We start from the raw sequence: 26,460 nt of genomic DNA, 5'->3' as shown, positions 1-26,460 counted from the left end.
CCGAGTGTGGAGCATCGACAGCACAAGGGGTTGAATAATCGGGCAGAAAATTCGCATCAATCGACACGAGTGCGAGAACGACGCATGAGGCGATTCAAATCTCCCGGACAAGCGCAACGATTTCTCTCAGCCTTTGACCCGATTCGAGGACACTTCCACCCAAAACAACATGAACTGAGTACAAAACGATACCAAGAAGAGCTGCGCCAACGATTTGAAGATTGGCGAGAAATTGCTTGCTTGAAAGTTGCTGCGTAATATTGAGCAGCGCCGAATGTTCAGGCATTATTGTGCTTAATTTTGAACATAAGCGGTTAAGTTGATGATACCCGACACAGTGCTTAATAATTCAAACCCTTACCATTTCTGCGACACAACCGCAGGCTGTTTTAGTACAATCTGTAAGGCTTGCAGAAGTTCTTGAATTGTGTAGGGCTTAGCGATAAAGTGTTTGATCCCACTCGCCTCTCTCAATTTATCGTTAGACACAAATCCACTGATTGCGATCGCTTTGAGCCCTGGCTGTATTTTTTGTAGGGTTTGAATTGTTGTTGGTCCATCCATAGATGGCATCATCATATCGATCAGAGTGACAGCAATCTTATCTTTGTGTTGGGCATAAAGCGCAATGGCTTCAATTCCATCATTAGCTACTAGAACCTGATAGTTATAGGCTTCCAGCGCAGCTTTGGTTGTTTCTAAAATTTCTACTTCGTCATCTACGACAAGAATCCATTCTGAATTTCCGTCAAGCAGATTCGAAGGCTCCGCTTGTGGGGCAACGGTTGCTTCTGTGGCTGGTAAAAATACTTTAAACTCAGTTCCTTTACCAACCTTGCTGAATACATCTATGAATCCTCCATGGCTTTTTACAATGCCTCTTACAGTAGAAAGCCCTAGTCCTGTCCCTTTACCAATCTCTTTCGTGGTGAAAAACGGTTCAAAAATTCTGTCTATCACCTCGATTGGCATTCCGGTTCCTGTGTCTTTTACACGGAGTCCAACATATGGACCGACAGATGCATCAAGATTCATACGAGCATAGTGTTCATCTATAAATAGGTTTTCAGCAGAAATAGTGAGTGTACCGCCATTCATCATGGCATCACGAGCATTGACGACCAAATTTACCAGCACCTGATGTAGATGAGTTGCATCTCCAGAAACTGACCAAAGCCCTGGCTTTACATCAGTTAGGACTTGAATAGACTTAGGAAACGTCTTTTCAGCAATCTGTTTTACTTCATAGATCAAAGGCTCTACTTGTATGCTCTCTCGATTGCCTTCTATCCCACGAGTAAATTGGAGCACTTGTTTGACAAGCGCAGCCCCACGTCTAGTATTCGCTTCAACGATTTTGAGCAAGTTCTGGCTCTGCTCGTCAGCATAGGGAAACTTCAACTGCAACAGTTGTGCTGTACTGAGAACGGGGGTCAGAATATTGTTGAGATCATGGGCAATACCGCCTGCAAGGGTACCCAAACTCTCAAGCCGTTGAGTTCGCAGAAATTGGCTTTCAAGCTGTTTCTTTTCAGTGATGTCTGTATTAACCGTCAAGAAAGATTTGGGTTGCCCCTGAGCATCATGCATTAAGGTCCAACGACTGGCAACAGTGATTTCTTTGCCCTGCTTATTGACTTGATGCAATTCACCTTGCCATGTACCACACTCAATTAAACTTTTTTGAGCAACCTCAAGTTGCTTGAGTGCGTCTGGTCGATACAACAGTTGAGTCGCATTTTGGTCGATCGCCTCTTCAGCGTTCCATCCGTAGAGATGCTCTGCACCTTTGTTCCAATACTGAATGTTGTTATCCAAATCTCGTACTAGAATGGCATCGGTTGTAATGTTGAGTAGAGCCGCCTGTTCCCGAATTTTGTCTTCTGCCTGCTTGTGCTGAGTTAGGTCAAGGACGAAGCCAACGATCGCCTTTTGAGATTCATCAAGGAAAGCTCCGCCAATCATGACAGGAATGCGGTGTCCATCCTTGTGAAAATATTCTTTCTCAAAGGCATTAAACACTCCAGTATTGGTTAATTCTGTCACTGCGGCTTGATGGAGGTGGATGTATTCTGGAGGCGTCATTGCTTGCCAGTTTAAGTTCCTAGCTTTCAAGTCAGCGCGATCGTATCCAACGATTTGGAGGAAGGCATCATTGGCATCTGTAATACTGCCATCTTCCAAGCTAAAAATAATGCCAATTACATTGGATTCAATTAAACGTCTGAACCGGGCTTCACTGCGCTGTAGGGCTCTAAACGCTTGCTCACGTTCTTCTTCTACCTGCTGACGCTGTTGAATTTCCTTTTCTAGCCGCTCATTCTGTTCAGTTAATCGCTTGGTCAGGTTTTGCAGCCGAACGTGAGTATTGACTCGCGCTAAAACTTCCTCATGATTAAGTGGTTTAGTGATGTAATCCACTGCCCCAAGATTTAAGCCTCTGACCTTGTCTACGTTATCGCTAACAGCGGTTAGAAAAATAATCGGAATTTCTTGTGTAGCTGGGTTTGTTTTTAAGCGACGGCATGTTTCAAACCCGTCTATTCCGGGCATGAGGATGTCTAGCAAAATCAAATCAGGTGGAGCATACTCTGCGAGCGCGATCGCTCTTTCCCCATCTTCAGCCACCACTACTTTGAAACCAGCAGCCTCTAGCAAGTCGAGCAACACGTCTAAATTCGTGGGCGTATCATCCACAATCAAAATGACATCTTCTTCCACAACGCTTCTATTCATCAGGAATACCTCTTAAAATTGCTGCAAAAATTCCAAAATTTGCCGTCCCTTAAATTCTTTGGCAAGCTGCCGCAAGTGGGTGGCAAAAGGGCTCCACTGCTGATTTGACTCCTCTAGTTGTGTAGCTCGTTTGGCAATGGCTCGTAAATCTCCTCGCATGACTAAATCTAGAAAAATAGCAATCTCTTCTGCAGGTGGAATTGAAAAGTCAGGGGAAACTGAGGAAGAACTGGCTTGGCTGTTTTCCTGCTTGTCACTCTCTCCGAAGGGTTCTGCAATTTCATTCTCATTCTCGTAGACCCATTCCAGCTTCAGGTGCTCCTGCAATTTCTGGAGGAGATCGTCTTCTCGAATAGGTTTCGGTAGAAAATCGTTGCAGCCCACCTTGAGGCTCTGTTGCTGATCGAACTCAAAGACGCTAGCCGAGATTGCAATCACCACGATGTCTTTGAGGGCGGGCATTAATCTGAGCCGACGGGTTGCCTCAAAACCGTCTAGATTGGGCATCACCAGGTCAATCAGGACAGCATCGGGCTGAAACGCTTGCGCCTTATCTAGTCCATCTTGACCATCTACGGCATCTAATACGTCAAATCCGATCGGCTCCAGGAAATTGATGAGGACAGAGCGGTTCGTTGCTTTATCGTCTACAACTAAAATTTTCCGCTTGTTGCCTTTGACTCCAGTAATCGTGCGCTGTAAGGCATGAGCCGTAGCTGCCGATGAATCAATGGCTAGCAGATCTAAATCAAACCAAAACGTGCTGCCTACCCCCAAGGTACTCTTGACCTGAAGCGTTCCGCCCATCATCTCAACCAGTTGACCGCTAATAGCTAATCCTAACCCTGTTCCTTCTGGCTTGCGACTATTTTCACCGACCTGTTGAAACGGCTTGAAAATCTCATCAAGCTGATTCGTGGCAATACCAATGCCGGAGTCCTCGACTTGAAAGCGAAGCTTCTGCTCGTGATAGCCGACCTTAAAGGCGATCGTTCCTGTTTCAGTAAATTTGACGGCATTGCCCAGCAGGTTCAGCAAGACCTGGCGTAGGCGTTTGTCATCTGCCCGAATCACCTTGGGCAGAGGAGACAGCGGTTGATAAATTAACGAAACTCCTTTTTGTTCAGCTTTAATCCTGCAAATTTCTGCGATGCTTTGTAAGAATTCAGCAAAATTAAACTCCTTCGGATACAGCTCCATCTTGCGGGCTTCAATTTTGGAAAGATCCAGAACATCATTGATCAGCGTCAGCAAGTGTTCCCCGCACTGGTGAATGATCGCAATGCGATGCTTTTGCTGTTCGGATAACGATCGGTCTTTTTGACTAATTTGGGTATAGCCCAGGATGCCATTGAGAGGTGTGCGGAGTTCGTGACTCATGTTTGCTAGAAACTCGCTCTTGGCTCGGTTCGCGGATTGAGCTATTTCTTCTGCTCGTTGACGATCGCGCGCCTCTTGCCGAAGTTGCACGGTTCGCTCTTCGACTTTCGCTTCCAGCGTTTTACTATATTCCTCTAGCTGTTCGTGCGATTGTTTCAAATCAGCATTGGCAGTTGCCAAATCTTGGTAAAGACGGGCATTCTCAATGGAGATTGCCGCCTGAGAGGATAAAAGCTGTAAAACTTCCACTCGTTCTGCGGTAAAAGCACCCGTTGTGAGATTGTTTTCTAGATACAGAATCCCAATCAGCTTTCCTTGATGAACGATCGAGGCACACAAAACAGATTTTGGCTGGTGATCAAGAATATAACTATCCGTTGTGAACATTCCCTCACGGGTGGCATTATTCAGAACCACATTCTCCTGGGTTTGCCGCACATAATTGATGATGGATAGTGGTAGCGGGCTTGTCTCTACAGCAATAGATTGTTGAACGATGATCTCGTCTTGATTAATACGTCCAGCAGCTTCAATGAAGAGTTTCGAGTCTTTTTCTAAAATTAGGATTCCTGTTTCTGCACCCGCATTTTCAAGCAAGATCTGCATCAATTTTGTCAGCAGCTTGCTTAAAACAATCTCACCCGAAAGAGCTTGTGCTGCTTTCATGACAGCGGCTAAGTCCAGGTTGTGATTAGCGTCAGGATAATTTGTCGTTCTTTGGGAAATTGTCGCCTTTGTTCTGCTCTTAGCGGGAGTCCTGGGCAGAAATTGAGGGTATTTTTCTTCTAAATGCTCAACTTTAGCTTGAGCACCCCAAACCTGATAAGCATAGTGGGCCTTTTGTAGATAGAGTTGGGCGATCGCATCTCTCCCCCATCCTAAATAACATTTACCTGCCAGTTCATATGCCAGTGCTTCTTCATTCAGATATTCATTTTCTTTAGCTAGCGCAATCGCCCTGTCATACATTTCCATTGCTTCTACTTTTTCATCTAAAACTCGATGCCGCTCTGCTTCTACTAAATAGAATTTGTGCAGATAATTCATGGGAGCATGATGCGCCCAATTCTGCATCTTTTCTTGATTCGCTTTTACTCTGCCAAGAATGTCTTGTTGTTCTGACTGGGGAGCGTCAGAATACACAGCCAGTTTGACTAAAGACTCATAGAAATGAAAGAGAGAAAGATGGGGTGTTGCGACAACTGCATCCAAATAGTTTTCTTCGAGCACAGTATTCTCGATCGCTTCTGAGTAATTTTCAAATAGATAACAAAGTAAAAGTTTATTCAAATAGGTGTAAGCGATCGCCGCTCTGTCGTTTGCTTGCTCATGTAGTGGTAGCCCTCGGCGTTCATCGTAGGCTTCACCTTGGAGACGGCAAGGATTTTCACTTTGCCCCAGCAGATTTAAGGTAGCCTGCCAATAGATTTCGTGATAATTGAGTGCTGTTTTTTGCTTGATTTTATCAATTGCGTCTCTATTAATTGCCATCTCTCCTGCAAGGGCAGTCAATTCTTTGCCGCTGTAATAAGCGAAATAGGAGTTCACTAATAGCCCAAAAGCACCAAATTCTAAATCTCCTGTCTCCATTCCAATAGAATAAGCTGACCTCAAAGGCTCTAACGTTTGTCTCAGATGTTCTTTCCAAGGTCGGATAAAGATATTGACGATGACGATCGTCTTAGCTTTAATTTCTTGAGCGTTTAATGTTGACAACAGATTTAAAGCTAATTGACCAAACTGATAGCCCGAGTCAATATCTCCCACAACTCCGCAAAGTAGAAGACCATAATTGGCATAAGCAGTAGGAGAAACGGGAGCATTACCGTGTTGGACTGATAGGTCGACTTGTTTGCACACCGCCAGCGGCAACAGTGTAGGAGCAGCAATATAGGCGGGAGCAAAGATACTTGCTAAAAGTTTAATGGCTGCTAGTTTGTAGGGATTACTCATTTGAGGCAGATCAACTAAATCCTCAATTCGCCTCTCATTCAAAATCTCCGCAGTTTCGGAAAGTGCCTGTCCAATATCAGATGGAACTGGATTTTCGGGAAAATTCACTCCCAGCAGCTTTAAGGCTTGTAGTGCTGTATTAATTGCTTCTAGCAGTTTGTTCTGCAATACATGAGCTTGAATCTGAATCTCATATACTTTCACTTTTTCCAATAAAGTTTTAGCGCAGTTTTGCACGATGTCAACGAATCGCTGTACTGCTTCAAAATTACTGCTCAAATATGCCGACTCTGCTGCTTCGGTGTGCAGTGCTAATGCGAGTTCGTACTGAAGAGTCCAGCTATCTTCAACTAAAAATTCCATCCCTGTTTGCAAATATTCAACTGCTGCAACATAAGCCATTGCTGCCTTTGCTTTCTGACCCGCTATCAAATTAAGCTGAGCAATTCTGTCTCGTTCTACTTGATCAGCAATTAGCTCAATTCCTAAGTTGAGGTGATCGACAATCTCAAATATCCTTTCTGACAACATCTCTGACGATGTGTTTTGCCAAAGCAAACGACCAATTTGCAGGTGAGTTGCTTGCTTAGAACTATCATCAATCAGCGCATATGCAGCTTGTTGCACTCGATCGTGGAGAAATCTAAACCCTAGGCTTACTAAATGCGTATCAATCAGGTCTTCAAATGCAAACGTTAATTCAGAAGTTGATAATACTAAGCCTTCTTCAATAGCTGGCAATAGGTTTTGATAGGTAACGGCTGACGATCGCTTATCGATGCTTGAAAGCGTCTGTAAATCAAACGTGTTACCCATACAAGCAGCTAACTGCAACACCTGTTGAGTCGATTCAGGTAGCTTTCGCAACTTCTGAATCATCAATTCAACAACATTATCGGTAATGCCGATTGCCTCAATTTGGGTAATGTCCCACTGCCAACTAGGTTTACCGATCTTTAATGGAGCCGAGAACGTCAACAGACTCTCTTGATACAGCGTTTTGAGAAATTGATTGACAAAGAAGGGATTGCCCGACGTTTTGCGGATGACTAATTCAGCTAATGGCTGGACAGAAATTGCATCACGATGCAGCGTGTCAGCAATGAGATGGCTAATATCTGCGAGGGCTAAAGGAGCTAAGGTAATTTCATGAATGACAACAGATGTCGATCGTAGTGAATCGAGTGTCATCATTAAGGAATGACTTGGACTGACTTCATTATCTCGATAAGCTCCAACCAAGAATAAATAACCTGTTTCTGCATCGGTTAGAATCACCTCTAGCAGCTTCAGTGTGGCAGAATCAACCCATTGCAGATCATCCAGAAACAGGACTAGAGGGTGCTCTGGTGAGCAGAAAACACGGATAAAGTTTTGAAAAACGAGATTAAGTCGGTTTTGTGCTTCTGTTGGTGCAAGATCCACAGTAGCGGGTTGCTTGCCAACAATCAGTTCCACGTCTGGAACTACATCAATAATGACCTGAGCATTGTTACCCAGAGCGCCTAAAAGCTTGGTTCGCCATTGAGCCAGTTGTGTTTCGCTCTCAGTCAGCAGTTGTTTCACTAAGGACTGAAAGGCACTAATCATTGCAGAGTAAGGAACATTGCGCTGGAATTGGTCAAATTTACCAGAGATGAAGTATCCTCTAGCGCCAACGATCGGTTTGCGAACTTCATTGACTAATGACGATTTTCCAATGCCAGAGTAACCCTTAACCAGCATGGCTTCCGTTTTGCCAGCACTGACGCGATCAAAGGTCTGCATTAACAAGCTCACTTCGCGATCGCGTCCATAGAGCTTTTCTGGAATCAAAAATTGGCTAAATAAATCGAACTCTCCCACCTTAAAACGGGAAATCGTGCCAGAAGATTGCAGCATCTCTAGACACATTTCTAAGTCAGTCTTCAGCCCTAGTGCGCTCTGATAACGGTCTTCTGCCGTCTTAGCCAGTAGCTTCATAACAATGTCAGACACCGCCTCTGGAATATCTGAATTGATTAGATGAGGCGGGACTGGTGCTTTCGCAATGTGACAGTGAATGATCTCCAAAGTATCAGTTGCTTGAAACGGCAATTGCCCAGTCAACATCTCATAGAAAGTAACGCCTAGAGAATAAAAGTCAGTCCGGTAGTCGATCGAGCGGTTCATTCTCCCGGTCTGCTCGGGAGACATATAAGACAGCGTTCCTTCAAGGACGTTAATAGTCGGCGAATTTTCGCTTGGCAGGCGAGTAGAAATCCCAAAATCAATCAGCCTGATTTCACTCATTTTTTCGTTAACGAGGATGTTTTCAGGCTTAATATCTTTATGAAGGATATTTTGTTGGTGAAGCTGCGCCAGAACTGAAGTTAAATGAATGGCAATTTGTAAAAAAATATTTAGCTCGAATCGTCTTACAGCGATCGCTTTCGCCAACGATTCTCCATCAAAGTCAGCCAGGATGAGGGCTAACCCATCTCGGTCGCTTTCTAAGGCTAATGGCTTGACAACTTCTTCGATCTCTAAGTCTTGAAGAATTTGATATTCGTGTCTTAACCGAGCCAATTGGTTGATCGTTGGATACTCAGCTTTCAAGGTTTTGATAATGACACTCGTTGGTTCCAGATTGCTGTCAGATACCGTCTTAGCCCGGTAAACGTAGGTGGCGGCTCCTTCATGAAGAACTTCGAGCAGGGTATAGCCAGCGATCGTAATACTCATCTTTTTACAAACGGATACTCTTAAATGTTGAATACTCGACTTTCCCCATGTTAGGTATGGAACGAGTAATTTGATGAGCTTGTGAACGTGATAGAATTGTCTGTCTATTTCCCTAGAATAGATGACAAGTATTAAAGGCTACAGGGAGACAATAATACTTCACCAACGAACATGACTTGGCACGAGGTCAACATAATTCACACGGGCATTGTCAACTTAACCGTGATTATTCAAAATCAAGCACAATCATTCCTGAATCGTCAGGTTCGCTCAATTTAAGCAGCAGTTTTCAGGCAGGCAATTTCTTGCCAATCTTGAAATCGCTGGCGTAGTTGTGCGCGGTAACTTTTGCACTCAGTTGATGTTGTTTCGGGTGGAAGTAATCTCAAATCGGTCCAAAAGCTGAGAGAAATCGTTGGGCTTGCCCGGGTGATTTGAAGCGTCGCATTCGTCGCTCTCGTGTTCGTGTAGGTTGATGGGTGTTCTCAACTCGATTATTCAGTCCTTTATGCTGCCGATGCGCTACGCGCTTCATCATCTGCTTCTTTGCGGCTTCATCTCTCTTGAGGTTGTCACCGTGAAGTTCTGTAATAGGTCAGCCACAGAATCAGGGTTTCAGATGTTAAGCAATGTTTCATCACGAATATCACTTTTGGTGATTCATGTCCTACAACATCCTTAATCGCGGGAGAAATGTAGCTGAGAGGTACGCGAACGTTGCTTCATCTAACTTAAAGATTGAGTTTCGGGCTACTCAACATTCTGGGTCACCAAAACGTGGAAAGAGCCTTGAAGCTGAACATTTACGGCACTATCTCCACTGCATTGTAAAGCGTTGTGCCACTCAAAATCCGAGGAGATGCTAGACATTCAATTCGATTGCCACTTCACTATCTAAGTTCAGGGAATTAAGGAAGCTAAAATCTGCCTCGCGTTGGATACAGCACATTTATCGGCTCCTGTAGTTTCTATACTATTGAGCCGTCAGAGAAAGCTTCCAAGCTGGCTCAATGAATTGAATTGATATGATTATTGGAGTGTAAATTATGAGTTTAGAAGAGAGAGCAAAAGCGGCTGCTAAAAATATCGAAGGCAAAGCACAAGAAGCGATCGGTAGCATGACGGGTGATCAGCAAGCGCAAGTAGAAGGTAAGGCAAAGCAAGCCGAAGCTGAAATGCGAAATGCTAAGGAAGATATCAAAGACAGTGTTAAGAACATCGTTGATAAAGCCTAAGCAGGTTAATGCATCAATTGGTGCTACTTACACCGTAGGGAATGAGTTGCTTTGCCTACTCCCTCTTGTGTAGGTTGCTTGCGTGACTCAAGGCACTACAGCCTGAGCCATCAACACTTTTCTCAGTTCTAAAAATAAGATGCGACTTCAGGCAGGGGGACGCTCCTTCCGTTTTATGGTTCCTGCTAATTTAGTGCTACAAAGATAATTGTCAAAGGCTTGATGAAAGCTTCCTATAAGTTAATTGGGCACTATCAACTTAACCGAGAAGATTCAAAATTAAGCACGGAAATCTCTCAATCGTCAGTCTCGCTCAAGTTTACGCAGCATCTTTCACACAGGTATTTCTCGCCAATCTTCTAAGGGTTGGCGTAACTGTTCTCGATATCGTTTTGCACTCAGTTCATGTTGCTTGGGATGGAAGTGCCCTCGAAGCGGTCCAAATGCTGATAGAAATCGTTGCGCTTGTCCGGGCGATTTGAATCGCCTCATTCGCCTTTCTCTGACTCTTGTGGACTGATGGGAGTTCTCCGCCCGGTTGTTCAATCCCTTCTGCTGTCGATGTTCCACACTTGGCATCACTCGTCTCTTTGCGGCTTCATAGCTTTTCAGTTTGTCGGTGACAATCACCCGTGGCACGAACCCTTGTTTCTTCAGCAGCTTACGAAAAATCGCTTCGCTGCCTCGGTGTCTCGATGTCGTTGCAGCAAGATATCCAGCACGTTTCCTTCACCGTCCACCGCCCGCCACAGATAGTATTGCTGTTTTTTGATTAGAGTTGTTGGAGAATAACTTGACCTTGAAGCAGAACTCTGACTTTCGTTTCTGAGATTAAGCTGCTTGCAAGTAGAAGTTCCATAGTTCAGCAGCAGTGAGCATCAAATGGTCATCAAAATCCTGAATGTGATTGCGATAAATCACGCTGACCGCAGCATAGCGCTTGATGCCTGCGAAAGCATTCTTACAAAGGACTCGCGACTGGCTCAGGGTGCGATTTTCTTGCTTTTGTTCATCGGTTAACTCACCCCCTTTTGGCTTCTTATGCGGAATGCGAATGTTCGTGTACTCGGATTGCAAGCCTTGAAAGCCGAGATCAACTTCGATTGGAATCTCGTCGGGAATGTGAAAGGCAATCTCCTCTTGGGCTTCAAAGCGCTTGTCATGGAGCTTCCCCTCGCGAGCTTTGCTCAATACCAGCACCCGTTTGGTTTGGTCTACGACCGCCAACTGCTTGCGGGTGTGGCGGCGCTTTTTCCCGGAGTAGTTCAAGGTCTGCTCTTCCGCATCCTGGGGTCGTTGAATCGGGCGTTCTGTGCCATCAATCATCACGCGCTCCACACCCGGAAACTGTTCGAGGAACGCATCAATGCTGCGTAACTTGCGCTCTGGCAGCACCATCTCATGCCCTAAAGCCGCTTCGAGAACGGGTTGCAATTCGTGCATCCATTCATGCGTCTGCGAACGGTCAAGGTCAAACAAAATGCCTGCTAAATCAAACGTGGGGTAGCATTTGAAGTAGAACAAAATATAAAACAGCTTCGCTTCAATGCTGCTCAGTCTCGCTTTGCGTCCGCCGCCCCTTGCTCGTCTGCGCTGTGGCTTTGCGGCAATTCGGCTTGCCTCGTATGCCTGCTCAAAACTCGGCAGCAGCGCATCAAATGCTTTGCGGTTCAGTCCAGTCAAAGCTCGAAGTAGGCGATCTTGACTCAGCGCTCGCTTAAGGTCTAGCATCAATCTGAATTCATTTTGCTTCTCCTAATTATCCACTATTTCCCAACAGCTCTATTAGTCGCAATACGCTGGATCTGTGGCTCAAACGTGAAGCAAAAACCGGAACTTGTCGAGCTATCACGCACTATCAGCAAGGCAGTCGGCACAAAATCAAGGATTGGAAGCGATTTCGCGAGTTTGTGAAACAGCATGGTGGCAAAACGCAAGCGCAACTCGCAACCTTGTGGGGCGACAACGTGACGCAGCAAAACATAAGCGATGCCTTGGGAAAAATTGGAGTCAGTCGAAAAAAAAGACGTACGGCTACCGAGAACGCGACGACCTAAAACGAGCGGAATTTGTCGAACGATTAAAGACCAAGCGACCCGAGCAAGTGATTTATGTCGATGCCTGCCTCATCGACAATCGAGATGAGTATGCTTACGGCTACTGTGAAATTGGACAACGCTTCTATGCTCAAAAATCTGGCAAGCGTCGAGAACGAGTCGTTGGATTGCCGCACTCAAGCAAAAAATCATGGTTGCGCCCATGACCTTTGCAGGTTCGTGTAACCGAGCCTTGTTCGAGACTTGGGTTCAGACCTGCCTTCTGCCACACTTGCAACCGGGCGATGTGATTGACAATGCCAGTTTTCATCGCTCGCAGTTCATTGAAGAACTGGTCGCTGAAGCAGGTTGTGAGATCTGGTATCTCCCGCCGTACTCACCGGACTTAAATGCGATTGAGAACTGGTGGTTTGTGCTCAAGAACTGGATGCGGCAGCGCTGGGAGGAATTTGACAGCTTTCGAGATTGTGTCGATGCTGCCTTCAAAAACTGTCCTAATGTTCTTACGTAGAGCTATACTTGTGGCGAGCAGTGGATTCAGAAGGAAATGTGCTGGATGTCTTGCTGCAACGGCATCGAAACACGAAAGCAGCAGAGCGATTCTTCCGCAAACTCCTGAAGAAACAAGGGTTTGTACCTCGCGTCATCGTCACCGACAAGCTGAAGAGTTACGAAGCTGCAAAGAAACGAGTGATGCCGAGTGTAGAGCATCGACAGCACAAGAGATTGAATAATCGGGCGGAGAACTCGCATCAACCCACCAGGGTACGAGAACGACGAATGCGGCGATTCAAATCTCCAGGGCAAGCGCAACGATTTCTCTCCACGTTTGAGCCAATCCGAGAACACTTTCATCCAAAACAACATGAACCGAGTGCAAAACGATATCGAGAACAGCTACGCCAACGGTTTGAAGATTGGCGAGAAGTTGCTGGGCTAAATTCTGCTGCGTAATCAGAGGGATCAAGACTGCTCAGGAATTATCGTGCCTAATTTTGAATCTGCTCCGTTAAGTTGATAATGCCGTCCATCCTCATTTTTCTTTCTCTCTATGAAACCACCCTGCTCAGCTTATATCCGATTGGGAGCCGAGTTCAGTGGGACTGTTCTTTAATTTCTTGTAGCAGTGCCTCATCTGAGTAATCATTCTGCCAATCGCCGGATAGTTTGAGTCGAACAGACTGAGCCCCACCACTCGGTGTACAGACCACCCAGTAAGCGCCCTCTTGCCCTTTTACTTGTGCGGCTCCTGAGTGTCCGGTTTCGTCAGAGAGTCCAGTGAATGCTTCAATACAGGACCAGGTGATGCCATCCTGATCGCTAACTGTTCGCTCCATTAAAATTCTCCTTACTTTCGTTTGCTCAGCGCGATCGTGGCACGTTGTTGCGGAGTGAACACCGATCTATGAGCAGAAATAAATCCGCGACCGATTGACGAATTATCGGGTCTTACGGCTCCGCAACCAGCGCAGTCTTCCTTCAATCCGGGCTTGCCGCGATCGATCTGGATGCTGGCGATGCAGAATGATCGTCCACACTAATGCCACCAATGTTCGAGCTTCAATACAGACTGCTAATGCTTCAGGATCGAACGATCGACCGTAGCCATCCAGCGCCATCTCTGCCTTGTCTCGATCTGTGCCAAACACATAGGGGGATGCGACTAGAGAGGCTAAGTCCCACTCGATTGGTCCAATCATCACATCCTCCCAATCTGTCCACAATATGCCGCGTGTCGTTTTGAGAACATTGCCAGAATGCGGATCGCCGTGGATGGGCTGCATCGGAAGCTGTCGCAGTTGTGGTTCTAATCGGTCACTCACTTCCAGTAGCATTTCTGCGTCCGCTAGCGTAAACTCTGATTCAGCGATTAAACGATCGAGGAGCTGCCGCGCTTCCGAAATTAACGCGAGAACAAGCAACTCTCCAGAAAATTCCTTTAGAGCTTCATGGCAGTGGCGAAGAGCTTGGCCTGCTTGGTACGGATCAAAGGGTTCTTCTAAGATTTGTACGAACTCCCAGAAGCTTAAAATTAAATCTAAATGATGATGTGGTCCTGCCTCCAGTGTCGAACTCAGTGGAATAATCGGCGCACCGACGGCGGTGAGATATTTTGCGATCGCGACTTCACGAGTAAACCAAGCATCCCCAGATCGAATCGTGCCAGTGGTTGTCGAAACTCTTGCCACAACCGGGGTCGGCGCAAGATGAATGTGGGCATCAGAACCGTTTCTCTCATCACTTCTAGATCTGTCTTGCCTTCTACGGGGTCAGGGAATTTGAGTGATTCATCAGCTTCGGTCTGCCGATGTTTCTGTCGTCGATGCTTCTCCTGCATCTGGAGATTCAGCCCCGTACGCATGGTTTGAATCAGTGGATTAGCGTCATAATCCTTTTTGTCGCTGACGAACATTCTGTATTTGAATTTAATGTAATTAATGATCGCGGTGTCTTTATTCACACGAGTGGATGGCGAGGTTGATTCAGAGAAGTCTTCAATGAATTTGTAATAATCAGAGCGAATCTGCTTCAGTCTATTTTGATGGGCTAGCCAAAATTGTCGCCGCTCGTAATCATTCAAATCAGCAATGTCAGCAGGATTGATGACTGGAAACAAGCAGTCTAAACACAATTCGTCAGCCGGAATTTGAGGATTAGCGTATTTCTCCAAAAAACCATATATTCGTAAAATTTCTTTCTCATAAGCCTCATAGGAGTCCATTTGAGAACTTTAAACACTCGAAATGAATCATTTGGATCGGTAAAAAAACGGCGGGCATCTCTCAATTCTTGCTGAGATTTTGGTGAAAGCTCTTCAATCTCTTTTGCATAGGATTTATAAGATCCAGTTCTAGAAGTCAGCTTTGTTTTGCCACCTTGGAGTTGCTGAATCGGTCCACAACGCTCAGCAATTAAAATTGATTTTTCTAGATGAGGATAAATGTCTAATTGCTGAGCATAATTTTCAAATTGTCCAAAGTGCGAGCGATAATTTCTATAGCTAGGCTTAGGAGTTCTGAGTGCAGCAATTCCTGTCTCTAATGCAGAGCGCGCTCTCAGAATGGCTGTGATCGGAAGCTGTTTCATAAAGTTGATCGCTGCCGCTTTTTCTTCTGTAGTCATCTTGCCGCTGGGATCAACGCGTTGGAAGCCGAGCTGAGGAAGAATAAGACGACAGAGAACCGACGATAACTGATAAATTTTGACCTAAGCGCTCTCGGCTGAAAGTGTCTGGTAGAGCCTCTCTTCGTAGCGTTGAACCAGGTCAAAGAATTTAGGGTAGGAGTGGCTAGCCATAAGTTTTCAGTTGATTTGTACTAATAGTATAAATCAACCAATTGATTTTAGAAGGCAATATCCTTCCACAACGAGCTTGTTTTTCTAATAAAATCCCTTAAATTCACTTCCCTAGGATATTACAGCGATTTTCTTCAATAAAACTGCACTAAATATTTTCAGTAAAGCTGACAAAAAATCACTAAAAACGACTCAAATGCCCGTATGACCTGGTTTAGTGCATCTTAATTTTGGTTCTGAGGCGCAGCTATATTGGTGCTCAATCGTATATTTTACGACTCTAAAATATTGTCGATTAGATTTATCTTTGCTCTCCGATTAAAGTTTCAGAACTTGTTAAGAAAATTCCTATATTTGCAATTTAATTTGAATGATTATCAAGATGAGCTAAATATCGAGACATAAGCTTATGTCAAATTCTTATTTTCTTATTGAGAGTGAATCTAGTCTTATCAAGAGAATATATTTCGTGTTCAAATAACATTGTGAGTAAAGTAAAAAATGCTAATCGTCACAGTTTTAGCTCTCCAGAATTATTAGATACAAGAAAAAACAATACAGAGGCTCGATGTTTTTCTTGAATTCTTGCAATTAGAAAATGCTTCGTGTAATGTAACTGTTAACGTACATTTGTACTATTTATGATTCAAGACAATTCTGCTGCCAACTACTTGGTTGATCGAGACGAACTATTACGAATTCGTAGTCTCAGACTTCTCACCAGTGGTCGCGATTACGTCTTTTTTGCCTTGCAAGTGGACTATCAAGGTAAGCTGAATCCTGAGATCGATGTGGCTGCTTTCTGTGCGCCCGAAGGGATCAGCTATGCTGCACGTTGGGAGTTGGATGAAGGGGATTTATACAAAGCGTTAGGCGATTTGCGGAAGAAGGGCATTGTTGTGTCGATTTCTAGCTGACTGAATCTTCAACTCTCCTAAAGAGACTCAAAACGCTCTGCGTCTCGACTTTCTGCCGACTGCGGCAACTGATTAAAAGAGCCGCTGTTCTTGATGCAACAACTAATAAGCCCTAGACAATTGCCTAGGGCTTCTTCTAATAAATGCCAGCGTGAATAGAGGAGCTAGCGGTTTTGAATATGCTTCTATCATGAACGAATCCGTTCTCTAGGACTAGGGTTAACTTACCCAATCTGTTCCTACTTTCACTTAGGTAGCAGCGAGCGGTTGCTCAAGAAACATGCTAGGCTGCGATCTCTAAAATGTCTGAGCGGTGTCCGGCATCTGATTAAGGTCCCGTTCAGGATCACCCAGCTCACGAACCGTTGCCGCAAACTCTAGAAGAATGCCATCTGGGTCAAAAAAGTAGAAGGAAGAGATGAAGGTACTCTCATCCGCTTCTGGAACGTAACCGGAAGGCACATCCGCGTGATGCAGAACCGGTGTTGCTTGAATGCCTTTAGCAATGAGCCGACCTCGGTACTCATCTAGTTTTTCAGGTTGAACCCGGAAAGCAACATGATTCATTGAACCGTGAGCAGTTCTGATGTCACCCGTTTGCAGTGCAGCTGGATTAACAGATGCGATACCGGGTGCACTTTCAGGAGCTTGGGGAAACCAGAAGAAGGCGAGTGCATCCCCATTTCCAATGTCAAAGAAGAAGTGTTGTCCTCCTTCAGGAATCTGGATTGTTTTAATTAGACGTAGACCTAAAGTATTGCAGTAGAAATCGATCGTGCGGGTCATATCTTTGCAGACGAGAGCAAGATGATTAATCCCTTGGAGCTGAAATTCTTTCATCGATGACACCTACTGATTAGGTCTAGGAATTCTTCACAAACTAGTTTGATGATGACTTGACAATTGTTATCGTGTCATTATCCTACACCCAGCGATTGCATTCAGCGGCTACCAATGCTTCTAGCCATACACTGGATATCCAAACAGTCCGCTAGAGTCGGATCTGTTGGGTGTCGTTATGATAAGTCTTGTTGCACTAAAACATGTTCGGCAGTTCAACAAAGTCTCGACCGTCTTGTGTCAGTCGAGATGCGCTTACAATCGAGGGATGACTCCACTCAAAATCCGACATCGTGTCACTCACCCGTTCAGATCTCGAATCTAACCGCTTACAACAGACTATCCTCAAGGCTGGAACCGGCATTGTCTTGAGTGAAGCCCAGTTACAGGAGTCACTCCGCCAAACCCTGTTGCATCATCCATCCAACTCTGATGTTTGGGTGTTTGCTTACGGTTCACTCATCTGGAACCCGATCATCAAAGTTGCAGAACAGCGCATCGGTAAAATCTACGGCTGGCATCGCCGGTTTTGCCTCTGGGTGCCTCAAGGGCGCGGAACGCCAGACAATCGAGGATTAGTCTTAGGGCTAGACCGGGGAGGCAGTTGTCGCGGGATTGCCTATCGCATTGATGCGGTGGATGTGTCCTCAGAACTCCCTTTGCTATGGCGACGGGAAATGGTCGTTGGGTCTTATCTGCCTCGTTGGGTGAGAGTGTTTGATGGAATGCAATCCTTGCCTGCGATTACCTTTGTGATTAACCGTCAGCATCGTGCGTACGCGGGGAACATTTCTTTGGAAACAACGATTCACAGTATTGCGACTGCGTCTGGCGAGTTGGGTTCTTGTGCGGAGTATTTGATGCAAACCGTCGATGGATTAATGAAAGCTGGCATCCGAGATGAGCCATTACTTTTGCTGGCTCAGCAAGTGTTAGCTCGGCAGCGGTTGTAATCCCGCTACATCAGGTTTTCAGTGTTGCAGTGGAGCCATAACTGAGTTGGAATGACAGGGTCAATTGCTTCATTCGTTGCCAACGCCACTCCTGTCTAATGCAAGGCAGAACTTGTGATGCTTTGGTAATGCTGGAACTTCTGCTGTGTGCGGCAGAAGTTCCAGCATTACAAAGAAATTTGCGAGTACGTTAAACCATCTAGGCTTATGTTCAAGTTTCCTAATTTTTCTATCTTGCATCGCTCACTGTCGAAAATACCTTTTCTTTAGTCAGGATTTTGTTCTACTTATCTATTGCAGTTAAACCCGGGTCTACCTCTCTATATTGGCTGATGTGCAACCGTAGGCAAATCACCAGGATTAGGAGTAGCAGAGTACCAGCAGATGAAACAATGAGCCTACTCATGATCGACATGGACGGGACGCTACGACAGCCACTTAGCGAACAGCTCTACTTTCAGAATCCTCAGGATCAACAGATGATTGCAGGGGTTGACACTGCCCTTCGCTCGTATCAAGACGGCTGGACGATCGTCGGCATCACCAACCAAGGTGGTGTGGCTGCAGGTCATAAAACCATTCGGACGTGTATTCAGGAACAGCAATACACGCTCCAACTGGCCCCTCTGCTTAAAGAAATCTACTTTTGTCCAGACTTCGAGGGCAAAAAATGCTTTCGTGTGACCCGTCACAATACTCATAACCATAGCCAAACCAAATGGTCGGGACAATATCGTAAACCTCAACCCGGAATGCTCAAGCTAGCAATGGTTCGGTACAACCATTCTCCCGAGGACTGCCTTTATGTTGGAGATCGTTCCGAAGACGAACAAGCAGCTCGACGAGCAGGCGTTGCCTTCGAGTGGGCAGAGGAATGGATCGCGCGGCACCAAACCAATCCCATTGTTGAAGAAGCAATGATGAAGCAAAATACTGGCTTAGATGAGGCACTGCTACAAGCAGTCGAGGAAAAGTCTGATTGAGTCGTATTACCTCTACCGGATAGTACGGTTCTAGACACACATCCGACAACTTGATTCGCTATAGTGGGGAAGTGCCAAGGGAAACCCACTCTGTGTAACCCGACAGCCGACCGTCTTTCAAGAGTCGTACAAACACTGCTTCTGAGTACGGTTGCCCCCACTGCAAAGTGAAGGTTGTCTCGTTATAGTAAGAGAGTGTCAAGGAAACCCCAAGACACCTTGAACCAAGACAAATCAATAGTTTGAAAGCCAAACAATTATCCAACCCTCGTTAAAATATTTGAGTTTTGGGCGAGACCCAAAACAAACAACAACTAGAGGATTCCGGGACAGCAAAGAAGTATTGTTTCGGAGCCACAGTAATCAAACTCCAAATGGAGAGTTTGATCCTGGCTCAGGATAAACGCTGGCGGTCTGCGTAACACATGCAAGTCGAACGAAACTCTTCGGAGTTGAGTGGCGGACGGGTGAGTAACACGTGAGGATCTGCCTTTAGGACTGGGACAACGATTAGAAATGATCGCTAATTCCAGATATGCCATCAGTAAAATGGAGCAATCCGCCTAAAGATGAACTCGCGCCCGATTAGCTAGTTGGTAGGGTAAGAGCCTACCAAGGCAATGATCGGTAGCTGGTCTGAGAGGATGATCAGCCACACTGGAACTGAGACACGGTCCAGACTCCTACGGGAGGCAGCAGTGAGGAATTTTCCGCAATGGGCGCAAGCCTGACGGAGCAAAACCGCGTGCGGGAGGAAAGTTTTAGGACTGTAAACCGCTTTTATTCAGGAAGAAGAATTGACGGTACTGAATGAATCAGCCTCGGCTAACTCTGTGCCAGCAGCCGCGGTAAGACAGAGGAGGCAAGCGTTATCCGGAATGATTGGGCGTAAAGAGTGCGTAGGTGGTTTGAGAAGTTGATCGTGAAAGCCCGAAGCTTAACTTCGGAGGCGCGATCGAAACTCTCAAGCTGGAGCACAGTAGGGGCAACGGGAATTCCCAAAGGAGCGGTGAAATGCGTAGATATTGGGAAGAACACCGATGGCGAAAGCACGTTGCTGGGCTGTGACTGACACTGAGGCACGAAAGCTAGGGGAGCAAACAGGATTAGATACCCTGGTAGTCCTAGCCGTAAACGATGAACACTCGGCGCTGGATTAATCGACTGATTCAGTGTCTTAGCTAACGCGTTAAGTGTTCCGCCTGGGGAGTACGTCCGCAAGGATGAAACTCAAAGGAATTGACGGGGACCCGCACAAGCGGTGGAGGATGTGGTTTAATTCGATGCAACGCGAAGAACCTTACCAGGGCTTGACATGCCGCGAATCTTCCTGAAAAGGAAGAGTGCCCTCGGGAGCGCGGACACAGGTGGTGCATGGCTGTCGTCAGTTCGTGTCGTGAGATGTTGGGTTAAGTCCCGCAACGAGCGAAACCCTCGTGCTGAGTTGCCATCAGGTAAAGCTGGGCACTCTCGGCAGACTGCCGCCGATAAGGTGGAGGAAGGTGAGGACGACGTCAAGTCATCATGCCCCTTACGTCCTGGGCTACACACGTCCTACAATGCTGCGGACAACGGGCAGCAAGCGAGCGATCGCAAGCCAATCCCTTAAGCCGCGGCTCAGTTCAGATCGTAGGCTGCAACTCGCCTACGTGAAGACGGAATCGCTAGTAATCGCAGGTCAGCACTACTGCGGTGAATACGTTCCCGGGTCTTGTACACACCGCCCGTCACACCATGGAAGTTGGTTTTACCCGAAGTCGTCACTCTAACCCTGATGGGAGGAGGACGCCGACGGCAGGGCTGATGACTGGGGTGAAGTCGTAACAAGGTAGCCGTACCGGAAGGTGCGGCTGGACAACCTCCTTACAGGGAGACCTTCGGACAAAGACCGGACGCGAGAGATCATCTCTGATGTTATGTCCGCTTTGATCCGACATCCCAAGGTCGAGACGAGCTTGGATAAAGGCTTTCAAACTCACTTGGTTCTCTCTCAGCCAGTAGAACCGAACTTAAACCTTCGGTTCTACTGACTGAGGTTCTTAAATCCATTGTGTACAGTAGTAAGAGTGAGTGTTGGACAGGTTGAGACAAAGACCTCAACAGAAGACAACGGGAAGCAACACTAAATAGTTCGGTTCCCACCCAACACAGTTCAATGGAATTCGCTATATTAGTAAGAGTGATAAGCAGTTAGCCAATTCAGCGAGTGGATTGATACTAACCACAAAGACTTCAACCAAATTCAATCGAAATAACTTCAGCAACTCATTTAGTGATAGCGTTGCTAGACTAGAGAGCCTGCTGGATTGAATGCCAGCGAGAACCTTGAAAATTGCATAGTAACTTGTCAGGTAGATACCATCGTTTGTGGTTTATTCAATACGTTAAGCAATGAATAAAACCAAACGACAGATATCACAGACACCAATGTAAGTTTGTGGTCAAGCTACAAAGGGCTTACGGTGAATACCTTGGCACACAGAGGCGAAGAAGGACGTCGCTCGACGAAACGCTTCGGGGAGCTGACAGCAAGCTTAGATCCGAAGATCTCCGAATGGGGCAACCCCCTGTACTGCCACCTGAATCCATAGGGTGGTGAGAGCGAACCTGGTGAACTGAAACATCTTAGTAACCAGAGGAAGAGAAAGAAATTCGATTCCCCCAGTAGCGGCGAGCGAAGCGGGAACAGCCTAAACCAACAGATTTATCTGTTGGGGTTGTGGGACAGCAACACGGAATTGAGCGGCTAGACGAAGTAGTGAGAAGCTACACCAGAGACGGTGACAGTCCGGTAGTCGAAAGTTTAACAATACAAGCTGAATCCCGAGTAGCACGGCAGAGACGCCGTGTGAATCCACGAGAACCATCTCGTAAGGCTAAATACTCCTGTGTGACCGATAGTGAACTAGTACCGCGAGGGAACGGTGAAAAGAACCCCGGAAGGGGAGTGAAATAGAACATGAAACCGTAAGCCTACAAGCAGTGGGAGGGCGATTTAACGCCTGACCGCGTGCCTGTTGAAGAATGAGCCGGCGACTTGCAGGCAGTGGCAGACTAAGGCGGAAATGCCGAAATCAAAGCGAAAGCGAGTCTGAAAAGGGCGCAATTGAGTCACTGTTTGCAGACCCGAACCCGGGTGATCTAACCATGTCCAGGATGAAGCTTGCGTAACAGCAAGTGGAGGTCCGAACCGACTGATGTTGAAAAATCAGCGGATGAGGTGTGGTTAGGGGTGAAATGCCAATCGAACCCGGAGTTAGCTGGTTCTCCCCGAAATGTATTGAGGTACAGTGGTTGTGATTATAGGTTGGGGGTAAAGCACTGATTCGGTGCGGGCTGCGAGAGCGGTACCAAATCGAGTCAAACTCAGAATACCAACTGCACACACAGCCAGTGAGACGGTGGGGGATAAGCTTCATCGTCGAAAGGGAAACAGCCCAGACCATCCGCTAAGTGCCCCTAAATTGTCATTCAGTGGCAAAGGAGGTGGGAATGCAAAGACAACCAGGAGGTTTGCCTAGAAGCAGCCATCCTCGAACGAGTGCGTAATAGCTCACTGGTCAAGCGTTCCTGCGCCGAAAATGAACGGGACTAAATGACGTGCCGAAGCGGTGGAATTGAAAATTAATACACATTTCAATTGGTAGGGGAGCGTTCTGTTGTAGTAAGAAGCATCAGCGTGAGCAGATGTGGACGAAGCAGAAGTGAGAATGTCGGCTTGAGTAGCGCAAACATTGGTGAGAATCCAATGCCCTGAAATCCCAAGGGTTCCTCCGGAAGGCTCGTCCGCGGAGGGTGAGTCGGGACCTAAGGCGAGGTCGAAAGACGTAGTCGATGGACGATCGGTGAACATTCCGATACCGATTTGAAGTAGTGAAGAGGGACGGAGAAGGCTAGCACAGCCGCATGTTGGTTAGCGGTTCAAGTGTCCGAGGCGTTGAGGAGTGGCGAAACCATTCCAAGCTGAGGCATGAGTACGAGCGTCTACGGACGCAAAGTGTGTCACGTCAAGCTTCCCAGAAAAGCTCTAACCACGTTAACTTCAAATTGCCCGTACCCGAAACCGACACAGGTGGGATGGTTGAGAAAACTAAAGGGCGCGAGATAACTCTCTCTAAGGAACTCGGCAAAATGACCCCGTAACTTCGGGAGAAGGGGTGCCACATTAGGGTGAATAGCCCGAGGTGGTCGCAGTGAAGAGATCCAGGCGACTGTTTACCAAAAACACAGGTCTCCGCTAAGTTGCAAAACGATGTATGGGGGCTGACGCCTGCCCAGTGCCGGAAGGTTAAAGAAGTTGGTCAGGGACGCAAGTTCTGAAGCTAGCGACCGAAGCCCCGGTGAACGGCGGCCGTAACTATAACGGTCCTAAGGTAGCGAAATTCCTTGTCGGGTAAGTTCCGACCCGCACGAAAGGCGTAACGATCTGGATGCTGTCTCGGAGAGAGACTCGGCGAAATAGAATTGTCTGTGAAGATGCGGACTACCTACACCCGGACAGAAAGACCCTATGAAGCTTTACTGTAGCCTGAAATTGGCGATCGATTCTGACTACGCAGGATAGGTGGGAGGCTGTGAAACAATCCTTGTGGGGATTGTGGAGCCAACGGTGAGATACCACTTTGTCAGTATTGAGCGTCTAACCTGTTGCCGTCATCCGGCATGGGAACCGTTTCAGGTGGGCAGTTTGACTGGGGCGGTCGCCTCCTAAATGGTAACGGAGGCACGCAAAGGTTTCCTCAGACTGGTTGGAAATCAGTCGCAGAGCGTAAAAGCACAAGGAAGCTTGACTGTGAGACAAACAAGTCAATCAGGGACGAAAGTCGGCTTTAGTGATCCGACGGTTGAGCATGGAATCGCCGTCGCTAAACGGATAAAAGTTACTCTAGGGATAACAGGCTGATCTCCGCCAAGAGTTCACATCGACGCGGAGGTTTGGCACCTCGATGTCGGCTCATCGCAACCTGGGGCGGTAGTACGTCCCAAGGGTTGGGCTGTTCGCCCATTAAAGCGGTACGTGAGCTGGGTTCAGAACGTCGTGAGACAGTTCGGTCCATATCCGGTGTAGGCGCAAGAGGATTGAGAGGAGTCCTCCTCAGTACGAGAGGACCGGGAGGAACACACCGCTGGTGTACTGGTTATCGTGCCAACGGTAAACGCCAGGTAGCCAAGTGTGGAGTGGATAACCGCTGAAAGCATCTAAGTGGGAAGCCCACCTCAAGATGAGTGCTCTCATGGAGTTAATCCAGTAAGGTCACGTGGAGAACACACGTTGATAGGCGGTAGGTGGAAGTGTGGTAACACATGCAGCCGAGCCGTACTAATAGACCGAGGGCTTGACCGCAAACCTTCATTGGTGTTTGACAAGTTGCAATGTAATTTTCAGGCTCTGTTAGGGAAACTGACTTAGGTCAGCAAAAAAGTTTATCAATTCATATCTAAAGCCTCCAGTTCACAAGCTGGAAGCTTTTTTTGTAGGTTGCGATTCAGCGAATTGGCATTCAGTTTTCCACCTAATCTGGAAGATTCGTTTCAGGATCGTTTGGTAGCTCAAGAGAATCAGTATCAGGCAAGTTTTGAACTCGATCGCTGGGAACATCAAGGTTATTTTGAAAATTGACAGAGCCCTTATCTGAGGATTGCCCACCTGTAGAAGACTCTCTTACGTCAGAAACTCCAGCAGTTCGAGCATTGCCCGCCTCAGTCGCTGCTGGAAAATTGGTTGCGATGGGAGCAGAGATAGGTTCTCCCTCTGGTTGAACTCCTCCCGCCGCTGTTTGAGCATCCAGCGTAGCGCTGCCTGCAACACTTGTGGGAACCTGAGGTTGGGCTTGCTGAGATGCAACAACTGATTGATCTGGATTAGTAGCTGGATCTGACAGTGATGGATTGCTCATGATTTTTATTCCTAATATGAAGTTAATGTTTGTAGTTGCCGAATAGAATTTGCAGCTAGACAGACAAAGCGCACTTTGTACCTAAAGCAAGTAGGGCTTTACTCGCTTGCCGGAGAGGAGACGCTCTCAGAGTTCTGCTGCTCGGTTGAATCGGCAGAAGTTGTCGCAACTCCTGCATCATTCACATCTAGACTCCCAGCTTGAATGTCCTCATCACCGGGAGAAGCACTCAATTCGTCTTCAGGAAGTTGTTCAACGCCAAGTGACTCATCATCAGATTGGTTTGCTTGCGAATTAGACATGGTTCTACTCCAAAATTTGTTAGTTAAGAAAGCGCAGCACAGCGATCGCTGTGCACTCAAGTTGTCACCCAGTGCATTCCCTCACGAGCGATCTCAATGGGAACAGTGTGAGAACCATCAAATTCCCGGTAAATCACCTCATAGTCTGCTTGTTGTAATCGTGGGACAATACGACGACTGCATTGATCAATCGGCAGCACCTTATCGCGCTTGCCATGAGAAATAAAGCATTGAGGTTGACCAACTTGATCAGCAGATGCAGTGAAGCCAGGGGAAAACGCAAGGATGTGAGTAAACAAATCACCATTGGTCATGCCAACTGAAAGCGCGTAAGAAGCTCCATCGGAAAAGCCTGCGATCGCAATGTGATGTGGATCGATCGCATAACGAGTAAAGGTTTGTGTTAATGCCTGATTAATACAAGCAATGTCAGGACCGTAGTGACTAACAATCATGTCCCAAGTTTGCCAACGTGAACTTACCGCGAGCACAATGGTTGTAAAAGCATCTGCCCATTGCTGAATGATGCTTAGCCCGTCTTTTGCATTACCCCCTGCCCCATGCAGCATGAGCACTAGCGGTGCGGGCTGATGGGCTTGATAGGTTTTAGGAACATAAAGCAATCCTTCACGCTCGCTCTCTAGCCTGAGCGAGTACAGCCCAGGTGCTCCAATTTCTGTGGGCTGCGTAGGACGAGCGCGTAACCGTCCCGCCGCAGAGGATGTCCTTCGCTTTAGAGTTATCATCACTAAATTTTGCTTTACACAATTGAGTATTGAAAAAAATGCAAGCGCCAAAACAACCCCAAATTGAAGCACGTAATGCCGCGTCCACCCGGAAAAGAATCGGCTGTTGAGCTGTATAGAGAATTGAAGTGGTTTTGCTCTGCTCTGGTTGCTCATCAATTGCACAGATTCGGCATCAGACAGGTGGATTAAGATGCCCTGGTTGCAGGGGTTGCGCTCGAGGAAGTTGGAGAGCCAGATTTTACTGGCGCAGGCGGCTCAGGTGTCGGAAGACGGGGAGGATGCAGTAGCCCTGGAATCGGAGTATTCATTTCGGAATTCGCATCAGGATTGGTGCTCTATTCTTTATCAGATTCATTGACTGTTATAAGATTTTGAAAAAACAAATCTAACGCTCTTAATTCTTGAGTTAAATTCTTAAAGAACTACATTTAGCCTAGAGTATTAGAGAGTTGAATACA

16 protein-coding genes, 2 rRNA genes and 4 pseudogenes are annotated in these 26,460 nt (G+C 46.6%); 9 read left to right on the top strand and 13 right to left on the bottom strand.

What is annotated here, in order from left to right:
• A partial coding sequence (locus H6F51_03560; protein ID MBD1821582.1) for an IS6 family transposase occupies positions 1-258 on the top strand: 258 nt, incomplete at its 5' end.
• 99 nt (positions 259-357) lie between these two features.
• On the opposite strand, the gene H6F51_03555 is transcribed toward H6F51_03560, so the two are convergent.
• From H6F51_03555 to H6F51_03545, 3 genes and pseudogenes are all read right to left on the bottom strand, one after another.
• Positions 358-2,736: a response regulator gene (locus H6F51_03555; protein ID MBD1821581.1), complete on the bottom strand. Its 2,379-nt coding sequence runs from the start codon at positions 2,734-2,736 to the stop codon at positions 358-360.
• A gap of 12 nt (positions 2,737-2,748) precedes the next feature.
• The gene (locus H6F51_03550) at positions 2,749-8,772 is read right to left on the bottom strand and encodes an AAA family ATPase (GenBank protein ID MBD1821580.1); all 6,024 of its coding nucleotides are present in this window, start codon (positions 8,770-8,772) and stop codon (positions 2,749-2,751) included.
• A gap of 275 nt (positions 8,773-9,047) precedes the next feature.
• Positions 9,048-9,328 (bottom strand): annotated as a pseudogene (locus H6F51_03545) (IS6 family transposase).
• A 490-nt stretch (positions 9,329-9,818) separates the two neighbouring features.
• On the opposite strand from H6F51_03545, the gene H6F51_03540 reads away from it, so the two are divergent.
• The gene (locus H6F51_03540; GenBank protein ID MBD1821579.1) at positions 9,819-10,007 is read left to right on the top strand and encodes a CsbD family protein; all 189 of its coding nucleotides are present in this window, start codon (positions 9,819-9,821) and stop codon (positions 10,005-10,007) included.
• Positions 10,008-10,340: 333 nt separating this feature from the next.
• Here the strand turns inward: H6F51_03540 and H6F51_03535 are convergent.
• Together H6F51_03535 and H6F51_03530 are read right to left on the bottom strand one after the other, a co-directional pair.
• Positions 10,341-10,783 (bottom strand): annotated as a pseudogene (locus H6F51_03535) (IS6 family transposase).
• Positions 10,784-10,838: 55 nt separating this feature from the next.
• Entirely contained in the window at positions 10,839-11,738 is a 900-nt protein-coding gene (locus tag H6F51_03530; protein ID MBD1821578.1) for a transposase, read from the bottom strand.
• A gap of 8 nt (positions 11,739-11,746) precedes the next feature.
• Here H6F51_03530 and H6F51_03525 point away from each other — a divergent pair.
• Together H6F51_03525 and H6F51_03520 are read left to right on the top strand one after the other, a co-directional pair.
• Positions 11,747-12,575, top strand: a pseudogene (locus H6F51_03525) (IS630 family transposase).
• Positions 12,576-12,580: 5 nt separating this feature from the next.
• Positions 12,581-13,018 (top strand): annotated as a pseudogene (locus tag H6F51_03520) (IS6 family transposase).
• Between the two features lie 140 nt (positions 13,019-13,158).
• Here H6F51_03520 and H6F51_03515 read toward each other — a convergent pair.
• From H6F51_03515 to H6F51_03500, 4 genes are all read right to left on the bottom strand, one after another.
• Complete coding sequence (locus H6F51_03515; protein ID MBD1821577.1) at positions 13,159-13,401, bottom strand: hypothetical protein; 243 nt, start codon at positions 13,399-13,401, stop codon at positions 13,159-13,161.
• Positions 13,402-13,503: 102 nt separating this feature from the next.
• The gene (locus H6F51_03510; protein MBD1821576.1) at positions 13,504-14,253 is read right to left on the bottom strand and encodes an aminoglycoside phosphotransferase family protein; all 750 of its coding nucleotides are present in this window, start codon (positions 14,251-14,253) and stop codon (positions 13,504-13,506) included.
• The gene (locus tag H6F51_03505; GenBank protein ID MBD1821575.1) at positions 14,139-14,735 is read right to left on the bottom strand and encodes a hypothetical protein; all 597 of its coding nucleotides are present in this window, start codon (positions 14,733-14,735) and stop codon (positions 14,139-14,141) included. The genes H6F51_03510 and H6F51_03505 overlap by 115 nt, the downstream gene beginning before the upstream one ends.
• Positions 14,687-15,187, bottom strand: a complete 501-nt coding sequence (locus H6F51_03500) for a hypothetical protein (GenBank protein ID MBD1821574.1) — start codon at positions 15,185-15,187, stop codon at positions 14,687-14,689. The genes H6F51_03505 and H6F51_03500 overlap by 49 nt, the downstream gene beginning before the upstream one ends.
• An 815-nt stretch (positions 15,188-16,002) precedes the next feature.
• Between H6F51_03500 and H6F51_03495 the strand changes: the two genes are divergently transcribed.
• Positions 16,003-16,278 carry a hypothetical protein gene (locus H6F51_03495; protein MBD1821573.1) on the top strand — a complete coding sequence of 92 codons (276 nt, stop codon included), beginning with the start codon at positions 16,003-16,005 and terminating at the stop codon, positions 16,276-16,278.
• A 297-nt stretch (positions 16,279-16,575) separates the two neighbouring features.
• Here the strand turns inward: H6F51_03495 and H6F51_03490 are convergent, their stop codons facing one another.
• On the bottom strand, positions 16,576-17,118 hold the full coding sequence (locus tag H6F51_03490; GenBank protein MBD1821572.1) for a VOC family protein: 543 nt from the start codon (positions 17,116-17,118) through the stop codon (positions 16,576-16,578).
• A gap of 293 nt (positions 17,119-17,411) precedes the next feature.
• On the opposite strand from H6F51_03490, the gene H6F51_03485 reads away from it, so the two are divergent.
• The 4 genes from H6F51_03485 to H6F51_03470 all read left to right on the top strand — a co-directional run bounded on the left by H6F51_03485 (position 17,412) and on the right by H6F51_03470 (position 24,400).
• A complete protein-coding gene (locus tag H6F51_03485; GenBank protein ID MBD1821571.1) occupies positions 17,412-18,071 on the top strand; it encodes a gamma-glutamylcyclotransferase in 660 nt (219 codons plus the stop codon).
• Between the two features lie 392 nt (positions 18,072-18,463).
• The gene (locus tag H6F51_03480; protein ID MBD1821570.1) at positions 18,464-19,054 is read left to right on the top strand and encodes an HAD-IIIA family hydrolase; all 591 of its coding nucleotides are present in this window, start codon (positions 18,464-18,466) and stop codon (positions 19,052-19,054) included.
• 372 nt (positions 19,055-19,426) lie between these two features.
• Positions 19,427-20,920 (top strand): 16S ribosomal RNA (locus H6F51_03475).
• A gap of 565 nt (positions 20,921-21,485) precedes the next feature.
• Positions 21,486-24,400, top strand: a 23S ribosomal RNA gene (locus H6F51_03470).
• Together the 16S and 23S rRNA genes form the textbook arrangement of a ribosomal RNA operon.
• A 167-nt stretch (positions 24,401-24,567) precedes the next feature.
• On the opposite strand, the gene H6F51_03465 is transcribed toward H6F51_03470, so the two are convergent.
• The 3 genes from H6F51_03465 to H6F51_03455 all read right to left on the bottom strand — a co-directional run bounded on the left by H6F51_03465 (position 24,568) and on the right by H6F51_03455 (position 25,999).
• The gene (locus H6F51_03465; GenBank protein MBD1821569.1) at positions 24,568-24,951 is read right to left on the bottom strand and encodes a hypothetical protein; all 384 of its coding nucleotides are present in this window, start codon (positions 24,949-24,951) and stop codon (positions 24,568-24,570) included.
• A 98-nt stretch (positions 24,952-25,049) separates the two neighbouring features.
• Positions 25,050-25,253, bottom strand: coding sequence for a hypothetical protein (locus H6F51_03460; protein ID MBD1821568.1), 204 nt, complete (start codon positions 25,251-25,253; stop codon positions 25,050-25,052).
• A gap of 56 nt (positions 25,254-25,309) precedes the next feature.
• Positions 25,310-25,999, bottom strand: a complete 690-nt coding sequence (locus tag H6F51_03455; protein MBD1821567.1) for a phospholipase — start codon at positions 25,997-25,999, stop codon at positions 25,310-25,312.
• Positions 26,000-26,460 lie beyond the last annotated feature (461 nt).

Source organism: Cyanobacteria bacterium FACHB-DQ100, from assembly GCA_014695195.1.
In the GTDB taxonomy this organism is placed as follows: Bacteria; Cyanobacteriota; Cyanobacteriia; order Leptolyngbyales; family Leptolyngbyaceae; genus Leptolyngbya.
Note: the sequence above shows the minus strand (reverse complement) of the source record. Positions and strands in the feature narration are given on the sequence as shown.

Coding starts and splice junctions, on each gene's coding strand:
- H6F51_03490 (MBD1821572.1), bottom strand. CDS start 17,118: ATGAAAGAATTTCAGCTCCAAGGGATTAATCATCTTGCTCTCGTCTGC.
- H6F51_03480 (MBD1821570.1), top strand. CDS start 18,464: ATGAGCCTACTCATGATCGACATGGACGGGACGCTACGACAGCCACTT.
- H6F51_03455 (MBD1821567.1), bottom strand. CDS start 25,999: ATGATAACTCTAAAGCGAAGGACATCCTCTGCGGCGGGACGGTTACGC.
- H6F51_03500 (MBD1821574.1), bottom strand. CDS start 15,187: ATGACTACAGAAGAAAAAGCGGCAGCGATCAACTTTATGAAACAGCTT.
- H6F51_03515 (MBD1821577.1), bottom strand. CDS start 13,401: ATGGAGCGAACAGTTAGCGATCAGGATGGCATCACCTGGTCCTGTATT.
- H6F51_03530 (MBD1821578.1), bottom strand. CDS start 11,738: ATGCTAGACCTTAAGCGAGCGCTGAGTCAAGATCGCCTACTTCGAGCT.
- H6F51_03460 (MBD1821568.1), bottom strand. CDS start 25,253: ATGTCTAATTCGCAAGCAAACCAATCTGATGATGAGTCACTTGGCGTT.
- H6F51_03540 (MBD1821579.1), top strand. CDS start 9,819: ATGAGTTTAGAAGAGAGAGCAAAAGCGGCTGCTAAAAATATCGAAGGC.
- H6F51_03495 (MBD1821573.1), top strand. CDS start 16,003: ATGATTCAAGACAATTCTGCTGCCAACTACTTGGTTGATCGAGACGAA.
- H6F51_03550 (MBD1821580.1), bottom strand. CDS start 8,772: ATGAGTATTACGATCGCTGGCTATACCCTGCTCGAAGTTCTTCATGAA.
- H6F51_03555 (MBD1821581.1), bottom strand. CDS start 2,736: ATGAATAGAAGCGTTGTGGAAGAAGATGTCATTTTGATTGTGGATGAT.
- H6F51_03465 (MBD1821569.1), bottom strand. CDS start 24,951: ATGAGCAATCCATCACTGTCAGATCCAGCTACTAATCCAGATCAATCA.